At 67.3% G+C, this 22,100-nt stretch carries 23 protein-coding genes and 1 tRNA gene; 10 read left to right on the forward strand and 14 right to left on the reverse strand.

The window, feature by feature from the left end; all coding sequences use genetic code 11:
* Nucleotides 1–6 precede the first annotated feature (6 nt).
* From ED208_RS13350 to ED208_RS13375, 6 genes are all read left to right on the forward strand, one after another.
* A complete protein-coding gene (locus ED208_RS13350) occupies nt 7–1,191 on the forward strand; it encodes an acetyl-CoA C-acyltransferase (RefSeq protein ID WP_123212415.1) in 1,185 nt (394 codons plus the stop codon).
* Nucleotides 1,188–2,177, forward strand: coding sequence for an SMP-30/gluconolactonase/LRE family protein (locus ED208_RS13355; RefSeq protein WP_123212416.1), 990 nt, complete (start codon nt 1,188–1,190; stop codon nt 2,175–2,177). The genes ED208_RS13350 and ED208_RS13355 overlap by 4 nt, the downstream gene beginning before the upstream one ends.
* Nucleotides 2,178–2,283: 106 nt before the next feature.
* Complete coding sequence (locus tag ED208_RS13360; protein WP_123212417.1) at nt 2,284–2,790, forward strand: C40 family peptidase; 507 nt, start codon at nt 2,284–2,286, stop codon at nt 2,788–2,790.
* A gap of 222 nt (nt 2,791–3,012) precedes the next feature.
* A complete protein-coding gene (locus ED208_RS13365) occupies nt 3,013–4,128 on the forward strand; it encodes an OmpA family protein (protein ID WP_123212418.1) in 1,116 nt (371 codons plus the stop codon).
* 35 nt (nt 4,129–4,163) lie between these two features.
* A complete protein-coding gene (locus tag ED208_RS13370; RefSeq protein WP_123212419.1) occupies nt 4,164–4,979 on the forward strand; it encodes a hypothetical protein in 816 nt (271 codons plus the stop codon).
* A gap of 317 nt (nt 4,980–5,296) precedes the next feature.
* A complete protein-coding gene (locus ED208_RS13375) occupies nt 5,297–5,767 on the forward strand; it encodes a hypothetical protein (protein WP_123212420.1) in 471 nt (156 codons plus the stop codon).
* 67 nt (nt 5,768–5,834) lie between these two features.
* Here ED208_RS13375 and ED208_RS13380 read toward each other — a convergent pair.
* From ED208_RS13380 to ED208_RS13405, 6 genes are all read right to left on the reverse strand, one after another.
* A tRNA-Gln gene (locus ED208_RS13380) sits at nt 5,835–5,908 on the reverse strand.
* 57 nt (nt 5,909–5,965) lie between these two features.
* Nucleotides 5,966–6,373, reverse strand: a complete 408-nt coding sequence (gene rpsI / locus ED208_RS13385) for a 30S ribosomal protein S9 (protein WP_123212421.1) — start codon at nt 6,371–6,373, stop codon at nt 5,966–5,968.
* A gap of 16 nt (nt 6,374–6,389) precedes the next feature.
* A complete protein-coding gene (gene rplM, locus ED208_RS13390) occupies nt 6,390–6,818 on the reverse strand; it encodes a 50S ribosomal protein L13 (RefSeq protein ID WP_123212422.1) in 429 nt (142 codons plus the stop codon).
* Nucleotides 6,819–6,976: 158 nt separating this feature from the next.
* A complete protein-coding gene (locus ED208_RS13395) occupies nt 6,977–8,038 on the reverse strand; it encodes a PilT/PilU family type 4a pilus ATPase (protein WP_123212423.1) in 1,062 nt (353 codons plus the stop codon).
* A 72-nt stretch (nt 8,039–8,110) separates the two neighbouring features.
* Nucleotides 8,111–9,277 carry a PilT/PilU family type 4a pilus ATPase gene (locus tag ED208_RS13400; RefSeq protein WP_123212424.1) on the reverse strand — a complete coding sequence of 389 codons (1,167 nt, stop codon included), beginning with the start codon at nt 9,275–9,277 and terminating at the stop codon, nt 8,111–8,113.
* Nucleotides 9,278–9,287: 10 nt separating this feature from the next.
* Complete coding sequence (locus tag ED208_RS13405) at nt 9,288–10,331, reverse strand: type IV pilus twitching motility protein PilT (protein WP_123212468.1); 1,044 nt, start codon at nt 10,329–10,331, stop codon at nt 9,288–9,290.
* A gap of 107 nt (nt 10,332–10,438) precedes the next feature.
* Between ED208_RS13405 and ED208_RS13410 the strand changes: the two genes are divergently transcribed.
* The 3 genes from ED208_RS13410 (at nt 10,439) to ED208_RS13420 (ending at nt 12,384) form a co-directional block, all read left to right on the forward strand.
* Nucleotides 10,439–11,140: a YggS family pyridoxal phosphate-dependent enzyme gene (locus tag ED208_RS13410; RefSeq protein ID WP_123212425.1), complete on the forward strand. Its 702-nt coding sequence runs from the start codon at nt 10,439–10,441 to the stop codon at nt 11,138–11,140.
* A 10-nt stretch (nt 11,141–11,150) separates the two neighbouring features.
* Nucleotides 11,151–11,813 (forward strand): ribose-5-phosphate isomerase RpiA, encoded by a 663-nt coding sequence (rpiA, locus tag ED208_RS13415; protein WP_123212426.1) that lies wholly within the window; start codon nt 11,151–11,153, stop codon nt 11,811–11,813.
* A gap of 85 nt (nt 11,814–11,898) precedes the next feature.
* The gene (locus tag ED208_RS13420) at nt 11,899–12,384 is read left to right on the forward strand and encodes a DUF4399 domain-containing protein (protein WP_123212427.1); all 486 of its coding nucleotides are present in this window, start codon (nt 11,899–11,901) and stop codon (nt 12,382–12,384) included.
* On the opposite strand, the gene ED208_RS13425 is transcribed toward ED208_RS13420, so the two are convergent.
* The 7 genes from ED208_RS13425 to msbA form a co-directional block, all read right to left on the reverse strand.
* The gene (locus tag ED208_RS13425) at nt 12,371–12,826 is read right to left on the reverse strand and encodes an acyl-CoA thioesterase (protein ID WP_123212428.1); all 456 of its coding nucleotides are present in this window, start codon (nt 12,824–12,826) and stop codon (nt 12,371–12,373) included. The genes ED208_RS13420 and ED208_RS13425 overlap by 14 nt on opposite strands.
* A gap of 212 nt (nt 12,827–13,038) precedes the next feature.
* A complete protein-coding gene (locus tag ED208_RS13430) occupies nt 13,039–14,364 on the reverse strand; it encodes a hydroxyacid-oxoacid transhydrogenase (RefSeq protein ID WP_123212429.1) in 1,326 nt (441 codons plus the stop codon).
* Nucleotides 14,365–14,437: 73 nt separating this feature from the next.
* Nucleotides 14,438–15,202 carry a 3-deoxy-manno-octulosonate cytidylyltransferase gene (gene kdsB / locus ED208_RS13435; protein WP_123212430.1) on the reverse strand — a complete coding sequence of 255 codons (765 nt, stop codon included), beginning with the start codon at nt 15,200–15,202 and terminating at the stop codon, nt 14,438–14,440.
* On the reverse strand, nt 15,199–15,387 hold the full coding sequence (locus ED208_RS13440; protein WP_123212431.1) for a Trm112 family protein: 189 nt from the start codon (nt 15,385–15,387) through the stop codon (nt 15,199–15,201). Before ED208_RS13440 ends, kdsB begins: the two co-directional genes overlap by 4 nt.
* Nucleotides 15,388–15,389: 2 nt before the next feature.
* Complete coding sequence (locus tag ED208_RS13445; RefSeq protein ID WP_148044763.1) at nt 15,390–16,109, reverse strand: protein tyrosine phosphatase family protein; 720 nt, start codon at nt 16,107–16,109, stop codon at nt 15,390–15,392.
* The gene (gene lpxK / locus ED208_RS13450; RefSeq protein WP_123212433.1) at nt 16,088–17,095 is read right to left on the reverse strand and encodes a tetraacyldisaccharide 4'-kinase; all 1,008 of its coding nucleotides are present in this window, start codon (nt 17,093–17,095) and stop codon (nt 16,088–16,090) included. Before lpxK ends, ED208_RS13445 begins: the two co-directional genes overlap by 22 nt.
* Before the next feature lie 94 nt (nt 17,096–17,189).
* A complete protein-coding gene (gene msbA / locus ED208_RS13455; RefSeq protein ID WP_233575070.1) occupies nt 17,190–18,956 on the reverse strand; it encodes a lipid A export permease/ATP-binding protein MsbA in 1,767 nt (588 codons plus the stop codon).
* Nucleotides 18,957–19,064: 108 nt separating this feature from the next.
* Here msbA and ED208_RS13460 point away from each other — a divergent pair, with 108 nt between their 5' ends.
* A complete protein-coding gene (locus tag ED208_RS13460) occupies nt 19,065–19,421 on the forward strand; it encodes a histidine triad nucleotide-binding protein (protein ID WP_233575071.1) in 357 nt (118 codons plus the stop codon).
* Between the two features lie 99 nt (nt 19,422–19,520).
* On the opposite strand, the gene ED208_RS17475 is transcribed toward ED208_RS13460, so the two are convergent.
* Nucleotides 19,521–22,058 carry a PAS domain-containing sensor histidine kinase gene (locus ED208_RS17475; RefSeq protein WP_199720621.1) on the reverse strand — a complete coding sequence of 846 codons (2,538 nt, stop codon included), beginning with the start codon at nt 22,056–22,058 and terminating at the stop codon, nt 19,521–19,523.
* Between the last annotated feature and the right edge of the window lie 42 nt (nt 22,059–22,100).

Here is a 22,100-nt window from a genome sequence, read left to right on the forward strand (position 1 = left end):
GAGCCCATGTCGCAGGACCCCGTCGTCATCCTTTCCGCCACCCGCACGCCGATGGGCGCCCTGCTGGGCATGTTCTCCGGCCAGACCGCCGCCCAGTTGGGCGCGGTGGCGATCAAGGCGGCGGTGGAGCGCGCCGGCCTGCAGCCGGGTGACGTGCAGGAAGTGATCTTCGGCAACGTGCTCGGCGCCGGCCAGGGTCAGGCGCCGGCGCGCCAAGCGGTGCGCGGTGCCGGTCTGCCCGACGGCGTCGGCGCCACCACCATCAACAAGATGTGCGGCTCCGGCCTGAAAGCCGTGATGCTGGCGCACGACCTGCTCAAGGCCGGCAGCAACACGGTGATGGTGGCGGGCGGCATGGAGAGCATGACCAATGCCCCGCATCTGCTGATGAAGCAGCGCAGCGGCATCAAGTACGGCCACGGCGAGGTGCTCGACCACATGGCGGTCGATGGTCTTGAAGACGCCTACCAGAAGCGCACCCCGATGGGCGTGTTCGCCGAAGCCACCGTCGAGAAGTACGGCTTCACCCGCGAGCAGCAGGACGCCTTCGCGCTGGAGTCGCTGCGCCGCGCCAAGCTGGCCAACGAGGACGGCAGCTTCGCCTTCGAGATGGCGCCGGTGGAAGTCGCTGGCCGCAAGGGTCCCGAACTGATCAGCAAGGACGAGGGCCCGTACAAGGCGATGCCGGAGAAGATCCCCTCGCTGAAGCCGGCCTTCAAGAAGGACGGCACGGTTACCGCCGCCAATGCCAGCTCGATCAACGACGGCGCCGCCGCCGTGGTGCTGAGCACCGCCTCGGAGGCCGCCAAGCGCGGCTTGAAGCCGCTGGCGAAGATCGTCGCCCACGCCACCCATGCCCGCCTGCCGGCGGAGTTCACCATCGCGCCGGTGCAGGCGATCGCCTCGGTGCTGGAAAAGGCCGGCTGGAAGAAGGACGAGGTGGACCTCTGGGAGATCAACGAGGCCTTCGCGGTGGTGACCATGGCGGCGATGAAGGAGCACGCCCTGGACCACGCCAAGGTCAACATCCACGGCGGCGCCTGCGCGCTTGGCCACCCGATCGGCGCCAGCGGCGCGCGCATCCTCGCCAGCCTGCTCGGCGCGCTGAAGAAGACCGGTGGCAAGAAGGGCATCGCCACGCTCTGCATCGGCGGCGGCGAGGCGGTGGCGCTGGCGGTGGAGATGCTGTGAAGCCTCGGCCAAAGGTCTGGTTCCCGAACGCCGCGAGCAGCCTCCTGCTCGCGGCGTTTTTTCTGGCCGCCTGCGAGCAGGGCGCGACGACGACGGCGGCACCGGTCGACCCTGCCAGCCTTTGCGTGGATTCCAGTTGCGGCGAGAAAACCGTCCTGCTCGATGTTCCCGACGCCGAGAACCTGCTGTTCAGCCCGGATGGTCGCTTGTTCGTCAGCGGCGGGCTCAACGTCTACGAAGTCAGCCGCGACGGCGAGGCCTATCGGGCCCGGCCGCTGCTGGACGGCAGCGACAATTTCACTGGCCTCGCGCTGCGCGGCGATGTGCTCTATGCCAATGGTTTTTCCGGCCGGCTTTACGCGGCCCGGCTCGACGCCAACCCCAGCCTGCGCCCCATACACGAACTCGGGCTGAGTTCGGCCAACGGACTGGCGTCGGGCCCGGGTGGCGCGCTGTACGCGGTCAACGGCCCTGCGGCGCTGGCGCCGAAGATCGTCCGGCTGCGGCTGGACCCGGCGGATCCGTTCCGCGTCCTTGAACAGAGCGACTGGCTGCGCTTTGCGCCGGGCAGCTCCTTCCCCAACGGACTCCAGATTCGCGGCCACACGCTGTACTACAGCGAGAGCGTGCCGACGGCGCTGGGCCGCATTCGCAAGCTGGAGATCGGCCGCGACGGGCAGCCTGGAACTGCGGAGACGGTCGCCAGTCTGGGCAGCAGCCTCCCGGACGACTTCAGTCTGGTCGGCGATGCGATCCTCGCCGCCTATTTCACCGACGGCCGCATCGGCTTGTTTGGTGCCGATGGCACACGGCTGGCACAGACCGGCTTGGGCAGCTTCCAGAGCCCCTCGCAGGTTCGCCTGGGCCAGCCGCCGCTGTTCGCCAGCACCGACCTGCTGGTGACTGAGAAGGGGCTGCTGGGCGACAACAGCTCGCGCATCGGCAACGTTCTTTCGGTTTTCCGGCGCAAGGCACCGCTACCCTGAAGAGCTCGCTCCGGAGAGTAGAAAACTCCGACCTGGGATTTTTTACGATTCTCCGCACGTGAATGGCCTGTCATAACTCACCCAGAACCTTAAGGGGGAGAGACAAGTGCTTGATTGTGCGGACATCGGACGACCCGGATGGAGGGGCCTGCTCGGCGCAATCCTGCTCGGCCTGGGGATCGCTTCGACGGCGGGCGCCAATCCGCAATCCGACGAGCAGGGTGCATCCGCCGTCCGCGCGCAGCTGATACAGGCTGCCCTGCAGCAGGTCGGCGCCCGCTACCAACTTGGCGCCAATGGGCACGGCAAGTTCGACTGCAGCGGGCTGGTGCAGACGGCGTACCGGGCCGTTGGCCAGAGCCTGCCGCGCACCGCCCGGGAGATGCTGAAGGCCGGGGAACGCATTGCCTATGGCGAGGCTCGCCCCGGCGACCTGCTGATCTACGACTGGGGTCGGGGCCGGCGCTCCAGCCTGCACGTGATGATCTACCTGGGCAACGATCTCGCGGTGCATGCCTCTCCCAGTGCCCGGGAAGTGGAGATCACCTCGGTATCCAGCGCCTTGTGGCGACGGCGCTTCGTCACCGGAACCCGAATTCTGGTCGCCAGCTGAACCTGAAGCCTCCCAGCGGCAGCCGAAACAAGACATGTGATTCATGTCCATATCTCAGGCCTTCCAAAGAATCGCTCCTAAAAAGCAAATTTCCTAGCCAATAACTTGGGGGATCACTCACACTAAATGTGACTTTCGACTTACATTGCCAGTGGCGCCCGACATACAATGGCGCGGCAGATTAGTAGCTATTTACCACTGGCAATATGAGAAGGGAGTCGTATGAGAAACCTCACCAAGAAGGCTGTCTTTTGCAGTCTCGCAACCACGCTCAGCATCACCGCCGCGCACGCGCAGGAGCCGGTGCCTGTTGACGAGTCCACCGGCGGTGAGGTCTCGGCGGCGCCGACCGAGCCGATTCACTACGTGGGCGTGCTCGGCACCATCAGCCGCCCGGACGACGGCCGCAGCAACCGCGGTGCCGACATCGACTACGCCATCGGCGTCAGCGCCCTGTTTGGCAAGCAGTACGCCAACCGCTGGGGCTATGAAATCCAGGGTTTTGGCGAAACCTTCGAGACCGGCGACGTGCTGCGCACCGACTGGTATCGCTACGGCCTGAACGCCGACCTGACCTACTCCTGGGGTGATCGCAGCCACTTCACCCCCTTCGTGCTGGCCGGCGTCGGCGGCAACTACGACGACGTGTTCCCGGGTGAGGACAAGACCACCTGGTTCGCCAACGTCGGCGCCGGTTTCGTGACCGGCGGTATCGCATCGCTGGGCGGCCTGCGCCTGCGCACCGAGGTCCGCTACATCTACGACGACTTCGAGGACGGCTACGGCGACATCCGCCTGGGCGTCGGCTTCGAACTGCCGATTTTCGCCGCTGCGGAGGCTGCCGCCGAGCCGGCGCCGCTCGCCGAGGAACAGGTGAAGGTGGTGGAAGTCCCCACCGGCCTGCTCGACAGCGACGGCGACGGCGTGATCGACGAGAAGGATCAGTGCCCCGACACCCCCGCCGGCACCCGCGTCGACGGCAACGGCTGCCCGCTGCCCAAGATTCTCGCCCTCAACGGCGTGACCTTCGAGTTCGACAAGACCCGCCTGCGCCCCGACGCCGAGACCATCCTCGACAACGCCACCGAGATTCTGAAGAAGTATCCGGACATGCAGGTGGAAGTCGCCGGCCACACCGACAGCCAGGGCAGCGAAGCCTACAACCTCAAGCTCTCCGACGGCCGCGCCGCCGCCGTGCGCGAGTACTTCGTCAGCAAGGGTGTGCCGGAAACGCAGCTGACCTCGAAGGGCTATGGCGAAGCCGAGCCGGTGGCCGACAACGCTACCGAAGACGGCCGCGAGCGGAATCGTCGCGTCGAACTGCGCATCCTCAACTAATCAGTACTCACCCACTTCGGAAACGGAATTTCACCATGAAGAACCACAACCTCATCTTCAAGCGCACCCTGCTGGCCGCCCTGGTGGCGGTCGGCAGCGTCCAGCTGGCCGCCTGCGAAGCCGAAGGCGACCCCGCCGAGGCCGGCGGCATCAGCGGTGGCGGCACTTCCAGCGGTGGCGCCAGCAGCTCCGGCGGCTCCTCCGGCGGCGTGCCCAACGACGGCAGCACGCCGACCACGGTCACCGAGGGCGGCACGGCGATCAACGGCAACTTCATCTGCACCGCCAGCGCGAAGGCCTACGGCCCCTCCCCGGTCACCTCGGTCTCCGCCAACGGCCTGGTCGGCGCCGCCGTCACCCCGCTGCTGGCCCTGCTCGGCGGCAACACGCTCACCCAGCTGCTGAACAGCGTCAAGGATCAGTCGCTGGCGGTGGACGGCAACCTCGATACCGCTGCCACCTACTCCCTCACCCTCGGCCTGCTGGGCGGCCTGATCAGCTCGGTGGACTTCGCCATCCAGCCGAACAGCTCGGTACCGGCCGGCAAGTACGCGGTGTTCGCGCTCAGCTTCCCGACCGCGACGCTGGAACTTTCCCTGCTGCAGAACATCGAGATCAACACCTTCCTGAACGACACCGAGCAGGAAAGTGCCTCGACCGATGCCAGCACCCTCGACCTGCTGGGCCAGGTCAGCCTCACCGACCCCTATCGCTTCGTCGGCATGAAGGTGACCAAGCCCTACAACAAGGTGACGGTGACCCTGAATCCGCAGTTGCTTTCGGTGAACGTCGGCGACGCCATGCGCGTGCACGAGCTGTGCACCGACGGCAAGTTCGTCGCCGCTCCCTGAGAAGCCGGGGAGGGAATACCCTCCGGCCTGACGCTGCACCAGCGGCCCCTATTTTCTAGGGGCCGTTTTTTTGCGCTCGTTCCAGCCTGCCCCAACCAGCGCCGCCCCGGACAATCGCTTCGGCATCGTCTTGGCAGCACGGCGCATTGGAGTAGGCTAGCCGGCATCCGACCGCGCTGGAGGAGCCCATGAAAAGAACAGCCGCAGGAAACGGCGCCCACACTCCGCCCGCCGGGCAGCCCCTGGATCACTTGGTGGACGCCTACCTCAAGCAACAGGGGCCGCGCGCCAGCTCGGAACGAGACGATTTCCGAAGCATGGACCTGAAGTCTGCGGTAACCATGGCCGCCCTGGGCCTTCGCGCCGACGGCCGCCGACATGAGCACCTGCGGCGCATCCCTCAAGCCGCCCTCGAAGAGTGCTGCAACCGGCTGGTTTCCAGGCTGGAGGCCATCGACAGGATCGCGAGCTTTGACCAACTGCTCGACTTCATCGAAACGGTCGTTGGGCGCCCCCACGAGGATGAAGACCGCGTGCACGGCGTCAACGAGATGTACTACTACGATGCCGCCTGCGCCATCGCCAACCAACTGGGTCTGGACATTGACGCGGTGTATCTGCATCGCGGTACTCGCGAGGGCGCGATCAATCTCGGACTCGATGGCCGACTGCGCTCGCTGAAGGTCAGCACCCTGCCCGAGCCACTGCAACAGCTGGCACCGGGCGAGGTCGAGGATTTTCTGTGCGTCTACAAGGACGAGATGCGTCGCTTCCGCGCACGGCCATAGACGCGCAGACACAGCCACCCGCAGGCAACAAAAAAAGCCCGCATCGCTGCGGGCCTTCTCTGTTGCTTGGCTGGGAGACTAGGACTCGAACCTAGATAAGCAGAGTCAGAGTCTGCTGTCCTGCCATTAGACGATCTCCCAATAACTGCAATTGTAAGGGCCGCCACCGCGACTTCAAGCCGCAGTGGCGCCTCACGATTAACGCTTGGAGTACTGCGTACCGCGGCGGGCCTTGTGGAAGCCAACCTTCTTGCGCTCGACCTCACGGGCGTCGCGGGTGACCAGACCGGCGGCGCGCAGGGCGGGACGCAGGTTTTCGTCGTAGTCCATCAGCGCACGGGTGATGCCGTGACGCACGGCACCGGCCTGGCCGGAGGGACCGCCGCCAGCGACGGTGATCTTGAAGTCAAAACGGCCGACCGAATCGGTCACTTCCAGCGGCTGGCGAACCAGCATGCGGGAGGTTTCACGACCGAAGTACTGCTCGACGGTCTTGTCGTTGATGGTGATTTCACCGGAACCGGGCTTGAGGAAGACGCGCGCGGAGGCGGTCTTGCGGCGGCCGGTGCCGTAGTTCTGCTGAACAGGAGTCTTTTTGCTGGCCATGATCGGATCGCCTTACTTAGATCGTGAAGGTCTTGGGCTGCTGGGCAGTGTGCGGATGCTCCGCGCCAGCGTAGACCTTGAGCTTGCGGAACTGGGCGTAGCCCAGCGGGCCCTTGGGCAGCATGCCCTTGACCGCTTTCTCGATCACGCGCTCCGGGTGCTCGGCGAGCAGCTTGCCCAGCGTGGTGGACTTGATGCCGCCCGGGTGTTCGGTGTGGCGCCAGTAGATCTTGTCGGCCAGCTTGTTGCCGGTGGTGTGAACCTTGGCCGCGTTGATGACGACGATGTAGTCGCCAACGTCCATGTTCGGGGTGAACTCGGCCTTGTGCTTGCCACGCAGGCGCTTGGCCACTTCGGTGGCGAGACGACCGAGGGTCTTGCCTTCGGCGTCAATCAGATACCAGTCGCGCTTGGCGGTCTGGTCGTTAAAGAAGACCGTGGACATGGTCTCTGGTACTCCGTTAGGCCCTGCTGGATGCGGCTGCGGGCTGGTTTTAGTTCAGTGGCCGGACATAAGCCACCTCGAAAGGTCGCGAAGCTTAGCGGCGAGGCCAGAACAATGCAAGCGCCGCGACCACAGGCGTCGCCGTCACGGACGCAGGCTCAGACGCCGAAATTGATCTTGGCTTCCAGGTTGGTGCGCGAATCGGCGTTGTTGAGCGCCTCGTCGAGGTCGATCAGGCCGTCCTTGTAGAGGCGGTAGAGCGAGGTATCGAAGGTGAGCATGCCTCGGTCGGAACTGCTCGCCATCGCTTCCTTTACCTCGTCGATGCGCCGGTTGAGGATCAGATCCTGGATGTAGGGGGTGTTGACCATGACCTCCACCGCAGCGCAGCGGCGGCCGTCCTTGCGGCGCACTAGGCGCTGGGAAACGATGGCCCGCAGGGTCATCGACAAGTCCATGTAGAGCTGGTCACGCAACTCGTCGGGGTAGAGGTTGACGATGCGCTGCAGGGCCTGGTTGGCGTTGTTGGCGTGCAGGGTGGAAATCGCCAGGTGGCCGGTGTTGGCGAGCTGGATCACCGCGTCCATGGTCTCGCGCACCCGCACCTCGCCGATCAGGATCACGTCCGGCGCCTCGCGCAGCGAGGATTTCAGCGCGCGCTCGTAGCTCTCGGTATCGGTGCCCACCTCGCGCTGGTTGACGATGCTGCGCTTATTGGGGTGCACGTACTCGATGGGATCCTCGATGGTGAGGATGTGCCCGGCGGCGCTCTCGTTGCGGTGGTTGAGCATGCCGGCCAGGGTGGTGGACTTGCCGGACCCGGTGGCGCCCACCATCAGGATCATGCCGCGCTTGAGCATGATGAGATCCTTGAGCACCTCGGGGACCCCGAGCTTCTCCAGCGTCGGTATTTCCGCCTTCACGTAGCGCAGCACCATGGCGATGCTGTTGCGCTGGGTGAAGATGTTGATGCGGAAGCGCCCCAGACCGCCAGCGTCGGTGGCGAGGTCGATCTCCAGATGCTCGTCGAGGTAGTTACGCTGCTCCTCGGTCAGAAACGCCGTGGCCAGCTCGCGGATCAGCTCGCTGGTCATCAGCGTCTTGCCCACCGCCAGCATCTCGCCTTCGATACGCAGCATCGCCGGCGCATTCGAGGTGAAGTAGAGATCGGAGGCGTTTTTCTCTACGGCAAGCTTCAGGTAGGGCAGGATTTTCAGCATGAGTGGGCTCGCTTGCTCGTCAGCAGTACGTCGGCAGCTCTGGATTGCAGGCCCGGAGGCCGGATACCGGGCTCAGCGCCGCAACAACGTGGACTTGTCCTCTTCCTGCATCGACAGCCCCTTCACGCCGGCGTCCTCGTGCAGATTGGTGCGGGCGCGCTTGGATTCCAGCTTTACCTTCAGGCGCAGCTCGTTCTGGCTGTCGGCGTTTCGGATCGCCTCGTCGAAGCTGATCAGGCCCTCCTCGAACAGCTTGAACAGCGCCTGATCGAAAGTGACCATGCCGATCTCGTTGCTGCGTCCCATCACGCTCTTCAGCTCGTGGACATGGCCCTTGAAGATCAGGTCGGCGACCAGCGGCGAGTTGAGCATGATCTCGATGGCGGCGCAGCGGCCGCCGCCTTCCTTGCGCACCAAGCGCTGGGAGATGATCGCCTTGAGGTTGAGCGAGAGGTCCATCAGCAACTGCTCGCGCTTTTCCTCCGGGAAGAAGTTGATGATGCGGTCGAGCGCCTGGTTGGCGCTGTTGGCGTGCAGGGTGGCCAGCACCAGGTGGCCGGTTTCCGCGAAGTTGACCGCGTACTCCATCGCCTCGCGGGTGCGGATCTCGCCGATCAGGATCACGTCCGGCGCCTGGCGCAGGGTGTTCTTCAGCGCTGCTTCCCAACTGTGGGTATCGGAGCCGACCTCGCGCTGGGTGATCAGGCAGCCGATGTGCGGGTGCACGTACTCCACCGGATCCTCGATGGTGATGATGTGGCCCTTCGAGTTCTGGTTGCGGTAGCCGATCATCGCCGCCAGCGAGGTGCTCTTGCCGGAGCCGGTACCACCCACCATCAGCACCAGACCGCGCTTGGTCATCACCACCTCGCGCAGCACCGGCGGCAGCCCGAGCTTGTCGAAGTCGGGGATGGTGGTCTCGATGGTACGCAGCACGCCGCCCACCCGTCCCTGCTGGACAAAGGCATTGACGCGGAAACGGCCGATGCCCGGCGGCGAGATCGCGAAATTGCACTCGTTGGTGGCCTCGAACTCCTTCACCTGGCGGTCGTTCATCAGCGCGCGGATCAGCATCGCCGAGTTCTCCGGCGACAGCGGCTTCTCCATCACCGGCGTCAACTGGCCATCGAGCTTGATCGCCGGCGGAAAGCCGCAGGACAGAAACAGGTCGGAGCCCCCGCGCTGCTTCATCAGACTGAGCAACTGCTGGATCAGCTTTACTGCGGCCTCGCGTTCCATGGCAGCTCCCTCAGGCGACGGCGAAGGTGCGAGGATCGGAGGACTTCATGCGCGCTTCGTTGAGATCGACGGTGCCACGCTTGACCAGGTCCTTCAGGCATTGATCGAGCGTCTGCATGCCATCCTTCTGGCCGGTCTGGATCGCCGAATACATCTGCGCCACCTTGTTCTCGCGGATCAGGTTACGGATCGCCGGCGTGCCGATCATGATCTCGTGGGCGGCAACGCGGCCGCCGCCTTTCTTCTTCAGCAGGCTCTGCGAGATCACCGCCCGCAGCGATTCCGAGAGCATGGTGCGGACCATGTCTTTTTCGGCGGCAGGGAACACATCGACGATACGGTCGACGGTCTTGGCGGCGCTGGAGGTGTGCAGCGTGCCGAACACCAGGTGGCCGGTTTCCGCCGCCGACAGCGCCAGGCGGATGGTTTCCAGATCGCGCATTTCACCGACCAGGATCACGTCCGGGTCTTCACGCAGGGCCGAGCGCAGGGCCTCATTGAAGCCCAGGGTGTCGCGGTGCACTTCGCGCTGGTTGATCAGGCACTTCTTGGCCGGATGCACGAACTCGATCGGGTCCTCGATGGTGAGGATGTGGCCGTACTCGTTCTCGTTGATGTGATTGACGATAGCGGCGAGCGTGGTGGACTTGCCGGAGCCGGTCGGGCCGGTGACCAGCACGATGCCGCGCGGCGTGTTGGCGATGTCCTTGAAGATCGAGGGCGCCTTGAGGTCGTCCAGCGACAGGATCTTGCTGGGAATGGTGCGGAACACCGCGCCAGCACCCCGGCTGTGGTTGAAAGCATTGACGCGGAAGCGCGCCAGGCCGGGAATCTCGAACGAGAAGTCGGTCTCCAGGAACTCGTCCCAGGACTTGCGCTGCTTGTCGTTCATGATGTCGTAGACCATGTCGTGCACGGTCTTGTGATCCATCGGCGGCAGGTTGATGCGCTTGACGTCGCCGTCGACGCGGATCATCGGCTCGATGCCGGCGGAAAGGTGAAGGTCGGAAGCCTTCTGCTGCACGCTGAAGGTCAGCAGCTGGGAAATGTCCATCGCCATGGCGGTGCCGTGTGGTCGTATTCTGGTGGGCGCTTGGCTTCGACGTTAGCCACTTCCCGTAGCGCCAGCAAGCAAGCCCTTACGCCCCGATTTCCCCAGCCATGTCTTTTGCCGACAATCTCGCCAGTCTCCAGACCCGCATCGCCGCCGCCTGCCAGTGCGCCGGCCGGCCGCCGGCGTCGGTGCGCCTGCTGGCGGTGAGCAAGACCATGCCGGTCGAGCGCCTGCGCGAGGCCATCGTCGCCGGCCAGCGCGCTTTCGGCGAGAACTACGTGCAGGAGGCGCTGGAGAAGATCGCCGCGCTCGGCGGTGAAGGCCTGGAGTGGCATCACATCGGCCTGATCCAGTCTAACAAGACCGCCGAGATCGCCGCCCATTTCGACTGGGCCCACGGCGTCGACCGCCTGAAGATCGCCCAGCGACTCTCGGACCAGCGTCCGGCCGGACGAGCACCGCTCCAGGTCTGCGTGCAGGTGAACATCTCCGGCGAGGCGAGCAAGTCCGGCTGCGCGCCGACAGAGGCCTTGGCGCTCTGCCGCTCGGTCGCCGCGCTGCCAGGCCTGCGCCTGCGCGGTCTGATGGCCCTGCCCGCGCCCGCCGCCGCCAGCACCGACCCGCGCGCGCCGTTCCGGCAACTGCGCGCGCTGTTCGAGCAGGCGCGCAGTAGCGGACTGGCGCTGGACACCCTGTCGATGGGCATGTCCGACGACTTCGAGGCGGCCATCGCCGAAGGCGCCACGCTGATCCGGGTCGGCAGCGCCCTGTTCGGCGCCCGTGCTGGCAAGCCGGCGCCACAAGCCTGAAACTACGCCCATGGACCAGAACCAAGCCAAGAAAGCCGTCGCCGAAGCCGCCCTCGCCTACCTCGTCCCGGGCGAGATCCTGGGCGTGGGCACCGGCTCCACCGTCAACTACTTCATCGACGCCCTCGCCAGCCGCAAGGCCGACGTGGCCGGCGCGGTGTCTTCCTCCGAGGCCAGCAGCGCCCGGCTCAAGGCCATCGGCATTCCGGTGCTGGACGCCAACAGCGCCGGCCCGCTGTCGATCTACGTCGATGGCGCCGACGAAACCGATCCGCATCTGCGCCTGATCAAGGGCGGCGGCGCCGCGCTCACCCGCGAGAAGATCGTCGCCGAAGCGGCGCGCACCTTCGTCTGCATCGTCGACGAGTCCAAGCTGGTGCCAGTGCTGGGCCAGTTTCCGCTGCCGGTGGAAGTCATCCCGATGGCGCGCTCGCTGGTCGCCCGCAAGCTCGCCGCCCTCGGCGGTGAGCCGCGCTGGCGCGAAGGCGTGGTCACCGACAACGGCAATGTCATCCTCGACGTGCACGGCCTGCGGATCGTCGATCCGGTCGGCCTCGAGGCCACCATCAACCAGATCCCCGGCGTGGTCACCGTCGGCCTGTTCGCCCGCCGCAAGGCCGATGTGCTGCTGATCGGCGGCCCGCAGGGCGTGCGCCGCCTCGGCGGCGACTGAGGAAATCCTCCCCTCCACCGGGAACACCGGTGGTCCCGGTGCGGTCATTGCGCCCGTACCCGTTCAACTCTCTTGGAGCATGCCCATGCGCTACACCCTGCCCCTGCTGATCGCCGGCCTCACCGCCACCACCGCCGTCCAGGCCGACTGGAAGGACGATCTCAAGTCCGCCGCCAAGCAGCAGGCTCAGACCCAGGCGGAAACCAGCCTGGGCCTGCCGCAGCCCTCGCCGGCCGGCGCCAAGGTCTATTTCATCAATCTGAAGGACGGCGACACCGTCAAGAGCCCCTTCGTGGTGCAATTCGGCCTCAAGGGCATGGGCGTCACCGCCGCCGGCCTGCAGAAGGAGAACACCGGCCATCACCATCTGCTGATCGACAGCCCGGTGGTGGACTACAGCACCTCGCTGCCGATGACCGAGCAGATCAAGCACTTCGGCGGCGGCCAGACCGAGATGGAGCTGAGCCTCAAGCCCGGCAAGCACACCCTGCAACTGCTGCTCGCCGACTGGAAGCACCAGCCGCACAACCCGGCGGTGCAGAGCGAGAAGATCACCATCACGGTGCAGTAGTCGGCACGGCGATGCGCGCCAGCGCGGCGCGCAGCGTCTCCGGTAGTGGCGTCGGCCGCCGGCTCTGGCGGTCGACGAAGACGTGCACGAACTGGCCCTGGGCGGCGGCCTCGGTCTCTCCCTCGCGGAAGATCGCCAGGCCATAGGTCACCGCGCGATTGCCGAGCTTGTCCACCCTCAAGCCCACCCGCAGCGCCTCGGGATACTCCAGCGGCGCGTAGTAGCGGCAGTTGGACTCCACCACCAGCCCGATCACCGGCCCCTGGTGGATGTCCAGGCCGCCTTCGCGGATCAGGTAGTGGTTGGCGGCGGTATCGAAGTAGCTGTAGTAGGTGACGTTGTTGACGTGGCCGTAGACGTCGTTATCCATCCAGCGGGTGCTGATCGGCACGAAGTACGGATAGTCGCGGACCTGCGGCGGGCGAGGCTTGGTTTCGCTCATGGTCTTGAGAGCTTGTGAAGAAATCGTAGCGAGCATGGCCTGATGCAAGGAGCCGAACCGACTAAAGGTTCGGCCAGCGCTGCGCAGCGCACTCGTGTGCGTGAGGATTGCGAGCAGCGCATGGTGTTTGGCCCTGCGGCCGTACTGCCAGTGGCCGTACGGCTTAAGCCAAACACGCAGCAGGTCAGCGCAGTAGATTTATTCACAGGCTCTCACCAGTAACGCAGGGCGCCACGGAACAACTCCCGCAGCACCGGCTTGCTCATCTCCAGTGGCGCGTTCTGCAACAGCCGCTGCTGCGGATAGGCGCCCTCGGCGAGGGCATCGAGATCGGCCTCGCCGTAACCGACGCCGGCCAGACCGTTGGGAATGCCGACCGCCTTCATCAGTTGCAGCAGCTTGCCGGCCAGGATCTCGCCGGCATCGGCGGCGCTGGCTCTGCGTGCATCGGCGCCCAGACAGATAGCGGCTTCCAGATGCTGCTCCGGGCAGGCACTGCAAGTGAGCCGGAACACTGCCGGCGCGTTGAGGATCACCGACATCCCATGCGGGACCAAGGCTTCGGGCACTTCGCCGGCCAGCTGCGGATAACCCGGCGCGCGGTAGTCGCGCACCAGGCCGGCGACCGAATAGCTCATGGCATGCGGGGCGTGCACGCCGGCGTTGCCGAAGGCGATGCCGGCCAGGGTCGCGGCCCACATCACCTGCTCGCGCGCCTCGGCGTCGCTGGCGTCGGCCACCGCCCGCTCCAGATAGAGGCCCATCAGGCGCAAGGCCTCGCGGCAACCGAGATCGCTCCAGGGATTCGCCCCCTGGCTAAGCGGGCGCGCGCTGGGACGCGGCGGCGCGGGGCGACGCACGTAGGGCCGCGCGGTGTAGCTCTCCAGCGCGTGGCTGAGCACGTCGAAGCCGCTGGCCGCGACCACCTCGCCGGGCAGGCTGTCGGTGCAATCCGGATCCACCAGGGCCTCGGTCGGGCGCAGGGCGATGGAGGCGATGCCGGTCTTCACCCCGCGTTCGAGCAGGTCGAAGATGGCGATGCCGGTCACCTCGCTGCCGGTGCCGCAGGTGGTCGGACAGGCGATGTGCGGCTTGAGTGGCCCCGGCACGGCGCGGCCCTCGCCGATGGGCGCGTTGACGTAGGCGAGGAAGTCGGCCGGATGGCTGGCGTAGAGGTTGGCGCCCTTGCAGGTATCCATCACCGAGCCGCCGCCGAGCGAGACATAGCCATCGACCTTGGCCTCGGCTGCGAACGCCGCCGCTTCGCGGAACGACTGGTCGGTGGGCTCGACGCGGCATTGGTCGTAGACCAGCACGTCCAGCCCGGCCGCCAGCAGCGAGGCCTTGACGGTGGCGAAGTGCGGCAGCGCCGCCAGCCGGGGATCGGTGAACAGCGCCACCCGCTTCAGGCCCAGCACCAGGGCGCGGTCGCCGACTTCCTTCAGGCAGCCACGCCCGAAGGTGACCCGGGAAGCATCGACGGTGAAAGCGGTGTCGCCACCCGGAATCATCAGGGCGTGGTAGTGGCAGCAGGCCAAGGGTCTCCTCCTCGTGCGTTTGCGCCCAGAGTAGCGGCGCGCGCGCCGGCCCGTCAGCCCCGCGCGCCGGGGCTCAGCGGCGCGTCGCGAACTGCGCCGCGAGCAGGGCCAGGTCTTCTTCGGTATCGACGCCGCGCGGCGGCGGGTTGTCGGTGGTGCCGAGCTTGATGCGAAAGCCGTGGTAGAGAGCGCGCAACTGTTCCAGGGCCTCGCAGTCTTCCAGCGGCGCCGGCGGCAGGCCGCTGAACTCGGCGAGCGCGCCGACCCGGTAGGCGTAGAGGCCGATATGCCGGAACGCCAGGCCCTCGGGCAGACGTGGCGCGCCGGCGGCGGAACCCTCGCGCTGCCAGGGGATCGGTGCGCGCGAGAAGTACAGCGCGTAGCCGCGACGGTCGCGGACCACCTTCACGACATTGGGATTGGCGAAATCGGCGGCCTCGTGCAGGCCGTGCGCGAGGGTGGCGATGTGCGCCTCCGGGTCCTCGGCCAGGAGCTGCGCGGCCTGGCGCACCAGCGCCGGCGGCATCAGCGGCTCGTCGCCCTGGACGTTGACGACAATGGCGTCCTGCGCCCAGCCGGCGGCGCGCGCCACCTCGTTGATGCGGTCGGTGCCGGACTGGTGGCGGGCGTCGGTCATCCGCACCTCGGCGCCAAAGGCTCGGCAGGCCGCGTACACCTCCTCGGCGTCGGTGGCGATCAGCACTTCCTCGGCGCCGGCCTGCAGCGCGGCTTCCCAGACCCAACGCACCACCGGCTTGCCGCCCAGCTCGCGCAGCACCTTGCGCGGCAACCGGGTAGAGCCCAGGCGCGCCGGGATCACCACCTTGAACGGCGTCACTTCAACTGCTCCGCTTCGGCCTCGCTCAGGGCGCGGGCCTCTTCTTCCAGCATCACCGGCACGCCGTCGCGCACCGGGTAGGCCAGCCGCGAGGCGCGGCACCACAGCTCGTTGTGCTCAGGCCTGTAGACCAGGGGAGCCTGGCTGACCGGGCAGACCAGGATTTCCAGCAGGCGTTTGTCCATCGTCATTCTCGGCGCAAAATCTTGTCGACCACCTGGTTGGCCCACCAGCTGGCGTGGAAGGAGGCGTTCACGGCGTCGCGGTCGTAGACCGTTTCCACCCATTCGCGGAACGGCGTGCCGTGCGCGGCGTGGTAGTCGCGGTAGACCTCGAAGAAATGATCGAGCACGCCGGTCTTGGCCTGGCGCACATGGCCGTGCTGCCAGAACTCCATCTGCTTGAGCGCGACCTCCAGCGGCGCGTTCTCGCGCAGCAGCAGGTAGAGCGCGCTGGCCAGCCCGGCGCGGTCGGCGCCCGACTTGCAGTGGATCAGGATCGGCTGCGGCTGGCTGACGAAGAGCGCATCCAGGCCGAGGATCTCCTCGCGGGTCGGCGCGTCGCGCGAGCGCATCGGGAAGTGCAGCAGCTTCAGGCCGGCCTGCTCGCAGGCTTCCCACTCCAGCACATTGGAGCCGATGTGCGCCTCGCTACCACGCAGATTGAGCACGGTCTTGACCCCGGCGCGGGCGGCGGCGCGCAACTGGTAGGGCATGGGATGCGCCGAGCGGTACAAGCCCGGCACCACCTGCTTGCGCAGGTTGTAGAACACCCGGAAGAAGGCGTGATCGTAGAAGATCGCGTTCAGCCAGACGTAGACGCGGCGCCAGAAGCTGAGCTTGGGCGCAGGCGGAGGCAGCTCCGGAAGTTTGATCGGCAGGTCGCTCATGTCGGGGAGATTGGCCACGGCTTCGACAGCGCGGCTCGCAGGGATTGTCTCACAGGCTCTTCGGCACCCGGCGCGAAGGCGGCGGTCACCGGCACCGCCCACAGCCGGGCATCGGCACAGGCGCGGCATTTCACCGCGTCCTTCTCGGTCATCAGCACCGGCAGGCCGTCGCCGAAGGCGAGGTCCTCGGCGCGGTAGGCGTGGTGGTCGGGGTAGGCATGGGGCAAGACCTTAAGCCCCTGCTGTTGCAGGCTGGCGAAGAAACGCTGCGGGTTGCCGATGCCGGCGACCGCGTGCACCGGCTCCCCGGTGAAGGCGGCGAGCGGCCGTGGCTCGCCACCGGCCAAGGGCCAGGCCGCGCCGGGTAGCAGATCGAAACGCAGCGCCCGGTCGCCATAGGCCTCGGGCGCGCCGCCGTTCACCAACAGCAGCTCGCACTGCTCAGCGCGCGCCGGGGGCTCGCGCAGGGGGCCGGCCGGCAGCCGCCAGCCATTGCCGTGGCCGCGCGCACCGTCGATCACGCAGATCTCCAGATCACGCGCCAGCCGGTAGTGCTGAAGGCCGTCGTCGCAGACCAGCACATCCACGTCCGGATGCGCCGCCAGTAGCGCGCGCCCGGCCTCGGCACGGCGCGGCGCCACCGCCAAGGGCACGCCGCTGCGCAGCACGATCAAGAGCGGCTCGTCGCCCACCGCCGCCGGATCGCTGTCGGCACGGACCAACTGCGGAAACGGACCGCGCCCGCCATAGCCGCGCGAGATCACCCCCGGCCGGCGGCCCAGGGCGCGCAACTGCTCGACCAGGGCCAGGGTCAGCGGCGTCTTGCCGGTGCCGCCGACCGCGATGTTGCCGACCACGATCACCGGCACCGGCAACCGCTCGGCTTTGGCGCGCTGGCGTTGGGCCAGGGCATCGGCGACCACGCCGTAGAGCGCCGCCAGCGGTCGCAGCGCCAGCGGCGGCGCCTGCGGGCGCCACCAGAGCGTCTGCAAGGCCTCCTTCATGCCGCCACTCGGCGCTGGGCCTGGGCAGGCCGAATACCGCGCAGAGGAAGTGGCGGGGCGGCCTTTGCCGTCGCTGCTTTCGCGGCGGGTCGACTCATGCCGCCGCGTCGTCCTCGCGGAACTGCAAACGGTGCAGCGCCGCGTAGGCGCCGCCGCGCGCGAGCAGCTCGGCATGGCTGCCCTGCTCGACGATGCGTCCCTCGTGCATCACCACGATCAGGTCGGCGTTCTGGATGGTGGATAGCCGGTGCGCGATCACCAGGGTGGTGCGGCCCTTCACCAGCTCTTCCAGCGCCTGCTGGATGGCGCGCTCGGACTCGCTGTCGAGCGCCGAGGTGGCCTCGTCGAGGATCAGGATGGGCGCGTCCTTGAGCAGGGCGCGGGCAATGGCCAGGCGCTGGCGCTGGCCGCCGGAGAGCATGGCGCCGTCCTGGCCGATAGGCGTGTCCAGGCCCTGCGGCAGGCCGGCGATGAAGTCCCAGGCATAGGCGCGGCGGGCGGCGGTTTCGATGGCCTCGCGGCTGACCTCGGGCGCACCGTAGGCGATGTTCTCGCCCACCGTGGCGTTGAACAGCACCACGTTCTGGTCGACCAGCGCGATCTGTCGGCGCAGGTCGATCAGCGGGTAGTCGCGCAGATCGTGGCCGTCCAGCAACACGCGGCCGCTGTCGGGGTCGTAGAAGCGCGGGATCAGCGACAGCAGGGTGCTCTTGCCGCTGCCGGACTTGCCGACGAAGGCCACCGTGCGGCCGGCCGGGATGTCCAGGCTGACGCCGCTCAGCGCCGGCCGCGCCTCGGCGCTGTAGGCGAAGCGCACGTCCTCGAAGCGCAGGTCGCCACGGGCGCGGACGAGCGCGCGCTGGCCCTGGTCGTTCTCGGCCGGAGTGTCGAGAAAGGCGAACAGGTCGGCACCGGCAACCAGGCCGCGCTGCAATTTCTCCGACAGGCCGGTCATCGCCGACAGCGGCTGGCGCAGCATCAGCATGGCGCCGATGAAGGACACGAAAGTGCCCGGCGTCATCGTCTCCAGCATCGCCGGCTGGGTCGCCAGCCAGACCAGCAGGGAGACGCCGACCGCCGCGATCAGCTCCAGCGAGCCATTGCTGGCGGCGGCGGTGGCGGTCATCTTCAGGCTGTTGCGGCGCAGGTAGTCGTCGAGCTTGGCGAAGGCGCCCATCGCCAGCCGCTCGCCGCCGTAGACCTTGAGCACCCGGCGGCCGGAGATCGCCTCATCGGCGGCATGGGTGATGCCGCCCACCGAGGTCTGGATGCGTGCCGAAACGGTGCGGAAGCGGCGGTTGACCCAGTTCACCGAGAACGACACCGGCGGCGCGATGAACAGCACGAACAGGGTGAGCTTCCAGCTGGTGTAGAGCATCAGGCCGATCAGGCCGACGGCGGTGAGAAAGCCGCGGATGCCGTCGGCGAACACCTGGCTGGCGGTCTCGGCGATCTGGCCGGTGTGGTAGGTGAGCTTGGCCTGCAAGTCGGCGGTGCGGCTACGGTCGTGGTGCGCCACCGGCAGGCTGAGCATGTGCGCGAACACCTGCCGGCGCAGCTTGGACACCACCGCCTGCCCGACCGAGGCCATCGCGTAGGACGACAGGAAGCCGACCACGCCGCGCAGCAGGAACAGGCCGAGGATCGCCCAGGGCATCCAGCGGATCACCACCGGATCGCGGTCGATGAAACTGCCGTCGGTGAGCGGCTTGATGAGACGCGCCACCGAAACCTCGGAGGCAGCGAACAGCAGCATCGAGCCCAAGGCCAGCACGAACATGCGCCAGTGCGGCGCGGCATAGCGCATCAGCCGGCGGTAGACCGGCCAGGGCTGGAAGTCGGGTGTGGCAGCTTGGTTCACGTCGCGGGAGTCATGAAAACTTGAGGCCGCATGGTATCAGGGGCGCCGGCGCCGCCCGGCCCTGGCCTATCATCGGCCCCTGCCCTCGTCGCCCTATCGGAGCCCGCCGTGACCACGCCCGCCGTCAGCAAGACCCTGTTCGAGAAAATCATCGACCGCGAGCTGCCCGCCACCATCGTCTATGAGGACGAGCTCTGCCTGGCGTTCAAGGACATCCATCCCTGCGCGCCCATGCATGTGCTGCTGGTGCCGAAGAAGCCCATCGTCCAGCTCAGCCAGGCGGCGCCGGAAGACCAGGCGCTGCTCGGCCACCTGATGCTCACCGCCACCAAGGTCGCGGCCCTGGAGGGCCTGGGCGAGGCCTATCGTCTGGTCATCAACAACGGCGCGGCGGCGGGGATGAGCGTGTCGCACCTGCATCTGCATCTGATCGGCGGCCGTCCGCTGAAGTGGCCGCCGGCCTGAAGCCGAGGCCAGCGTAGGCCTGCTGCCGAGCACCGCCCCCACCCCGGCCCTCCCCCGCAAGCGGGGGAGGGAGACAGACCGCTCGGGCAGGCCGCCGCGCTAGTCCTTGAGAGTGAAGTAAAAAGTCGAGCCCTGGCCTGGCTCGGACTCCACCCAGATGCGCCCGCCGTGGTGGCGCACGATCTTCTGGCACAGCGCCAGGCCGATGCCGGTGCCCTCGTAGTCCTCGCTGCTGTGCAGGCGCTGGAAAATCTCGAAGATGCGCTCGCGGTGCTCCGGGGCGATGCCGATGCCCTGATCGCGCACCGAAAAGCACCAGCCCTCGGCGGTGTGCCGGGCGCTGATGTGGACCTTGGGTTGCGCCCCTGGCTGGAACTTCAGGCCGTTGCCGATCAGGTTCTGCAGCAACTGGTTCAGCTCCAGTTCGGAGCCGCGCACCACCGGCAGCGGATCGTGCGTGACGAGCGCCCCGCGCTCCTCGATGGCGGCGCGCAACTGGGTCTCCACCTGCTTGAGCAGGCGTTCGCAATCGACCTGGGTGAAGCCGCTGTCCTGCCCGACTTTCGAGAACGCCAGCAGGCCGTCGATCAGCGACTGCATGTGCATGGAGCTATCGACCAGGTAGTCGAGGTATTCATCGGCCTCGCCATCGAGCTGGCCGCCGTAGCGCTTCTTGAGCAACTGCGCGAAACCGACCACGCCACGCAGCGGTGCGCGCAGGTCGTGCGAGGCCACGTAGGCGAACTGCCGCAACTCCTGGTTGCTGCGCGACAGCTCCTCGGCGTACTGCGCCAGCCGGTTCTCCACCGCCTTGCGCTCGCTGATGTCGCGCACCGCAGCGGTGGCGTACTCGCCGCCGCCGGACTCCATCGGACTCAGGCTGATCTCGATGGCGAACTCGCTGCCGTCGCTGCGCAGCCCCATCAGCTCCAGCCCCACGCCCATGGGCCGCACCCTCGGGTCGTGGAAATAGCCCTGGCGGTGACCGGCGTGGCGCGCGCGCAACGGTGCCGGCATCAGCATCTCCACCGGCCGGCCGATGAGCTGCTCGCGCGGGTAGCCGAACAGCCGCTCGGTCTGGGCGTTGACCAGGGCGATGTGGCCTTCGCGGTCGATGATGACCATGGCGTCCGGCGCGGTTTCCAGCAGCGAGCGGAAGCGCTGCTCGGCGCGCTTGCGCTCGCCGATGTCGCGGCCGATGGTGGAGGCGCCCACCACATGTCCCTGCGCGTCACGGATCGGCGAGATGGTCAGCGACATGTCGATGCGCCGGCCATCCTTGGCCAGGCGCTGGGTCTCGAAGTGCTGCACCTGCTCGCCCTGGCGCACCCGCGCCAGCAGTTGCTCCTCCTCGTGCTGCTTCTCGGGCGGGAACAGGATGCGCACGTCCTGGCCGATGATCTCCTCGGCGCTGTAGCCGTAGCTGGCCTCCGCCGCCTTGTTCCAGGCGGTGATCCGGCCCCGGGTGTCCTTGCCGAGGATGGAGTCGTTGGAAGACTCGACGATGGCCGCCAGCCGCACCGCCGCGTCGCGCTCGCGCTTGGCCTGGGTGATGTCGCGGATCGCCGCCGTCACCCAGGTGCCCTGCTCGGTCTCCAGCGGGCTCAGGCTGATCTCGATGGGGAATTCGCTGCCGTCCGAACGCCGGCCGGACAACTCCAGCCCGGCACCCATCTCGCGCACCTTGGGGGCGTGGAAGAAGCCGGAACGATGATTGACGTGCTGGCCGCGCAGCCGCTCGGGGATCAGTACCTCCACCGGCTGGCCGATCAGCTCCTCGCGACGGCAGCCGAAGATGCGCTCGGTCTGGGCGTTGACCAGCCGGATCTGGCCGGTCTGGTCGATGATGACCATGGCGTCCGGCGCGGTTTCCAGCAGCGCGCGGAAGCGCTGCTCGGCCTTCTTGCGCTCGGTCATGTCGCGCACTGCGGCGGTGCCCCAGAGACCGTCCTCGGTCTCCAGCGGACTCAGGCTGATCTCGATGGGAAACTCGCTGCCATCCTTGCGCCGACCCCAGAGTTCCAGCCCGCTGCCCATCTCGCGCAGCTTGGGTGCTGCGAAGTAGCCACTCCGGTGCTCGCCGTGCTTGGCGCGGTAGCGCTCCGGCATCAGCACCTCGATGGGCTTGCCGACCAGCGCCGCGCGCTGGTAGCCGAACAGGCGCTCGGCCTGGGCGTTGATGAGGCGGATGTCGCCGCGCTGGTCGATGATGACCATCGCATCCGGCGCCGACTCCAGCAGCGCGCGGAATTTCTCGTTGGCCTTGCGCCGCTCGCTGGCATCGCGGATCGCGGCGGTGGCGAACAGGCCGCGCGCGGTGCGCAGCGGGCTAAGGCTGATTTCCACGGGGAACTCGGCACCGTCCTTGCGCCGGCCCGCCAGTTCCGCGCCCGCGCCCATGCCACGCAGCTTGGGCTCGGCGAAGTAGCCGTCGCGCAGCATCGAATGGCGGCCCCGGTAGCGCTCCGGCACCAGCATCTCGATCGACTGCCCGAGCAGCTCGCCACGGCCGTAGCCGAACAGCCGCTCGGTCTGGGCGTTGACCAGCAGGATCAGCCCCTCGCTGTCGATCAGGATGGCGGCATCCGGCGCGGATTCCAGCAGATCGCGATACCACTGAGGATCGACTTCGGTCATGGTGGCCGCAGACGCAAATCGGATGATGGCGACCAGTCTGGC

Origin of the sequence: Stagnimonas aquatica, assembly GCF_003730135.1 — a bacterium.
GTDB lineage: Bacteria > Pseudomonadota > Gammaproteobacteria > Nevskiales > Nevskiaceae > Stagnimonas > Stagnimonas aquatica.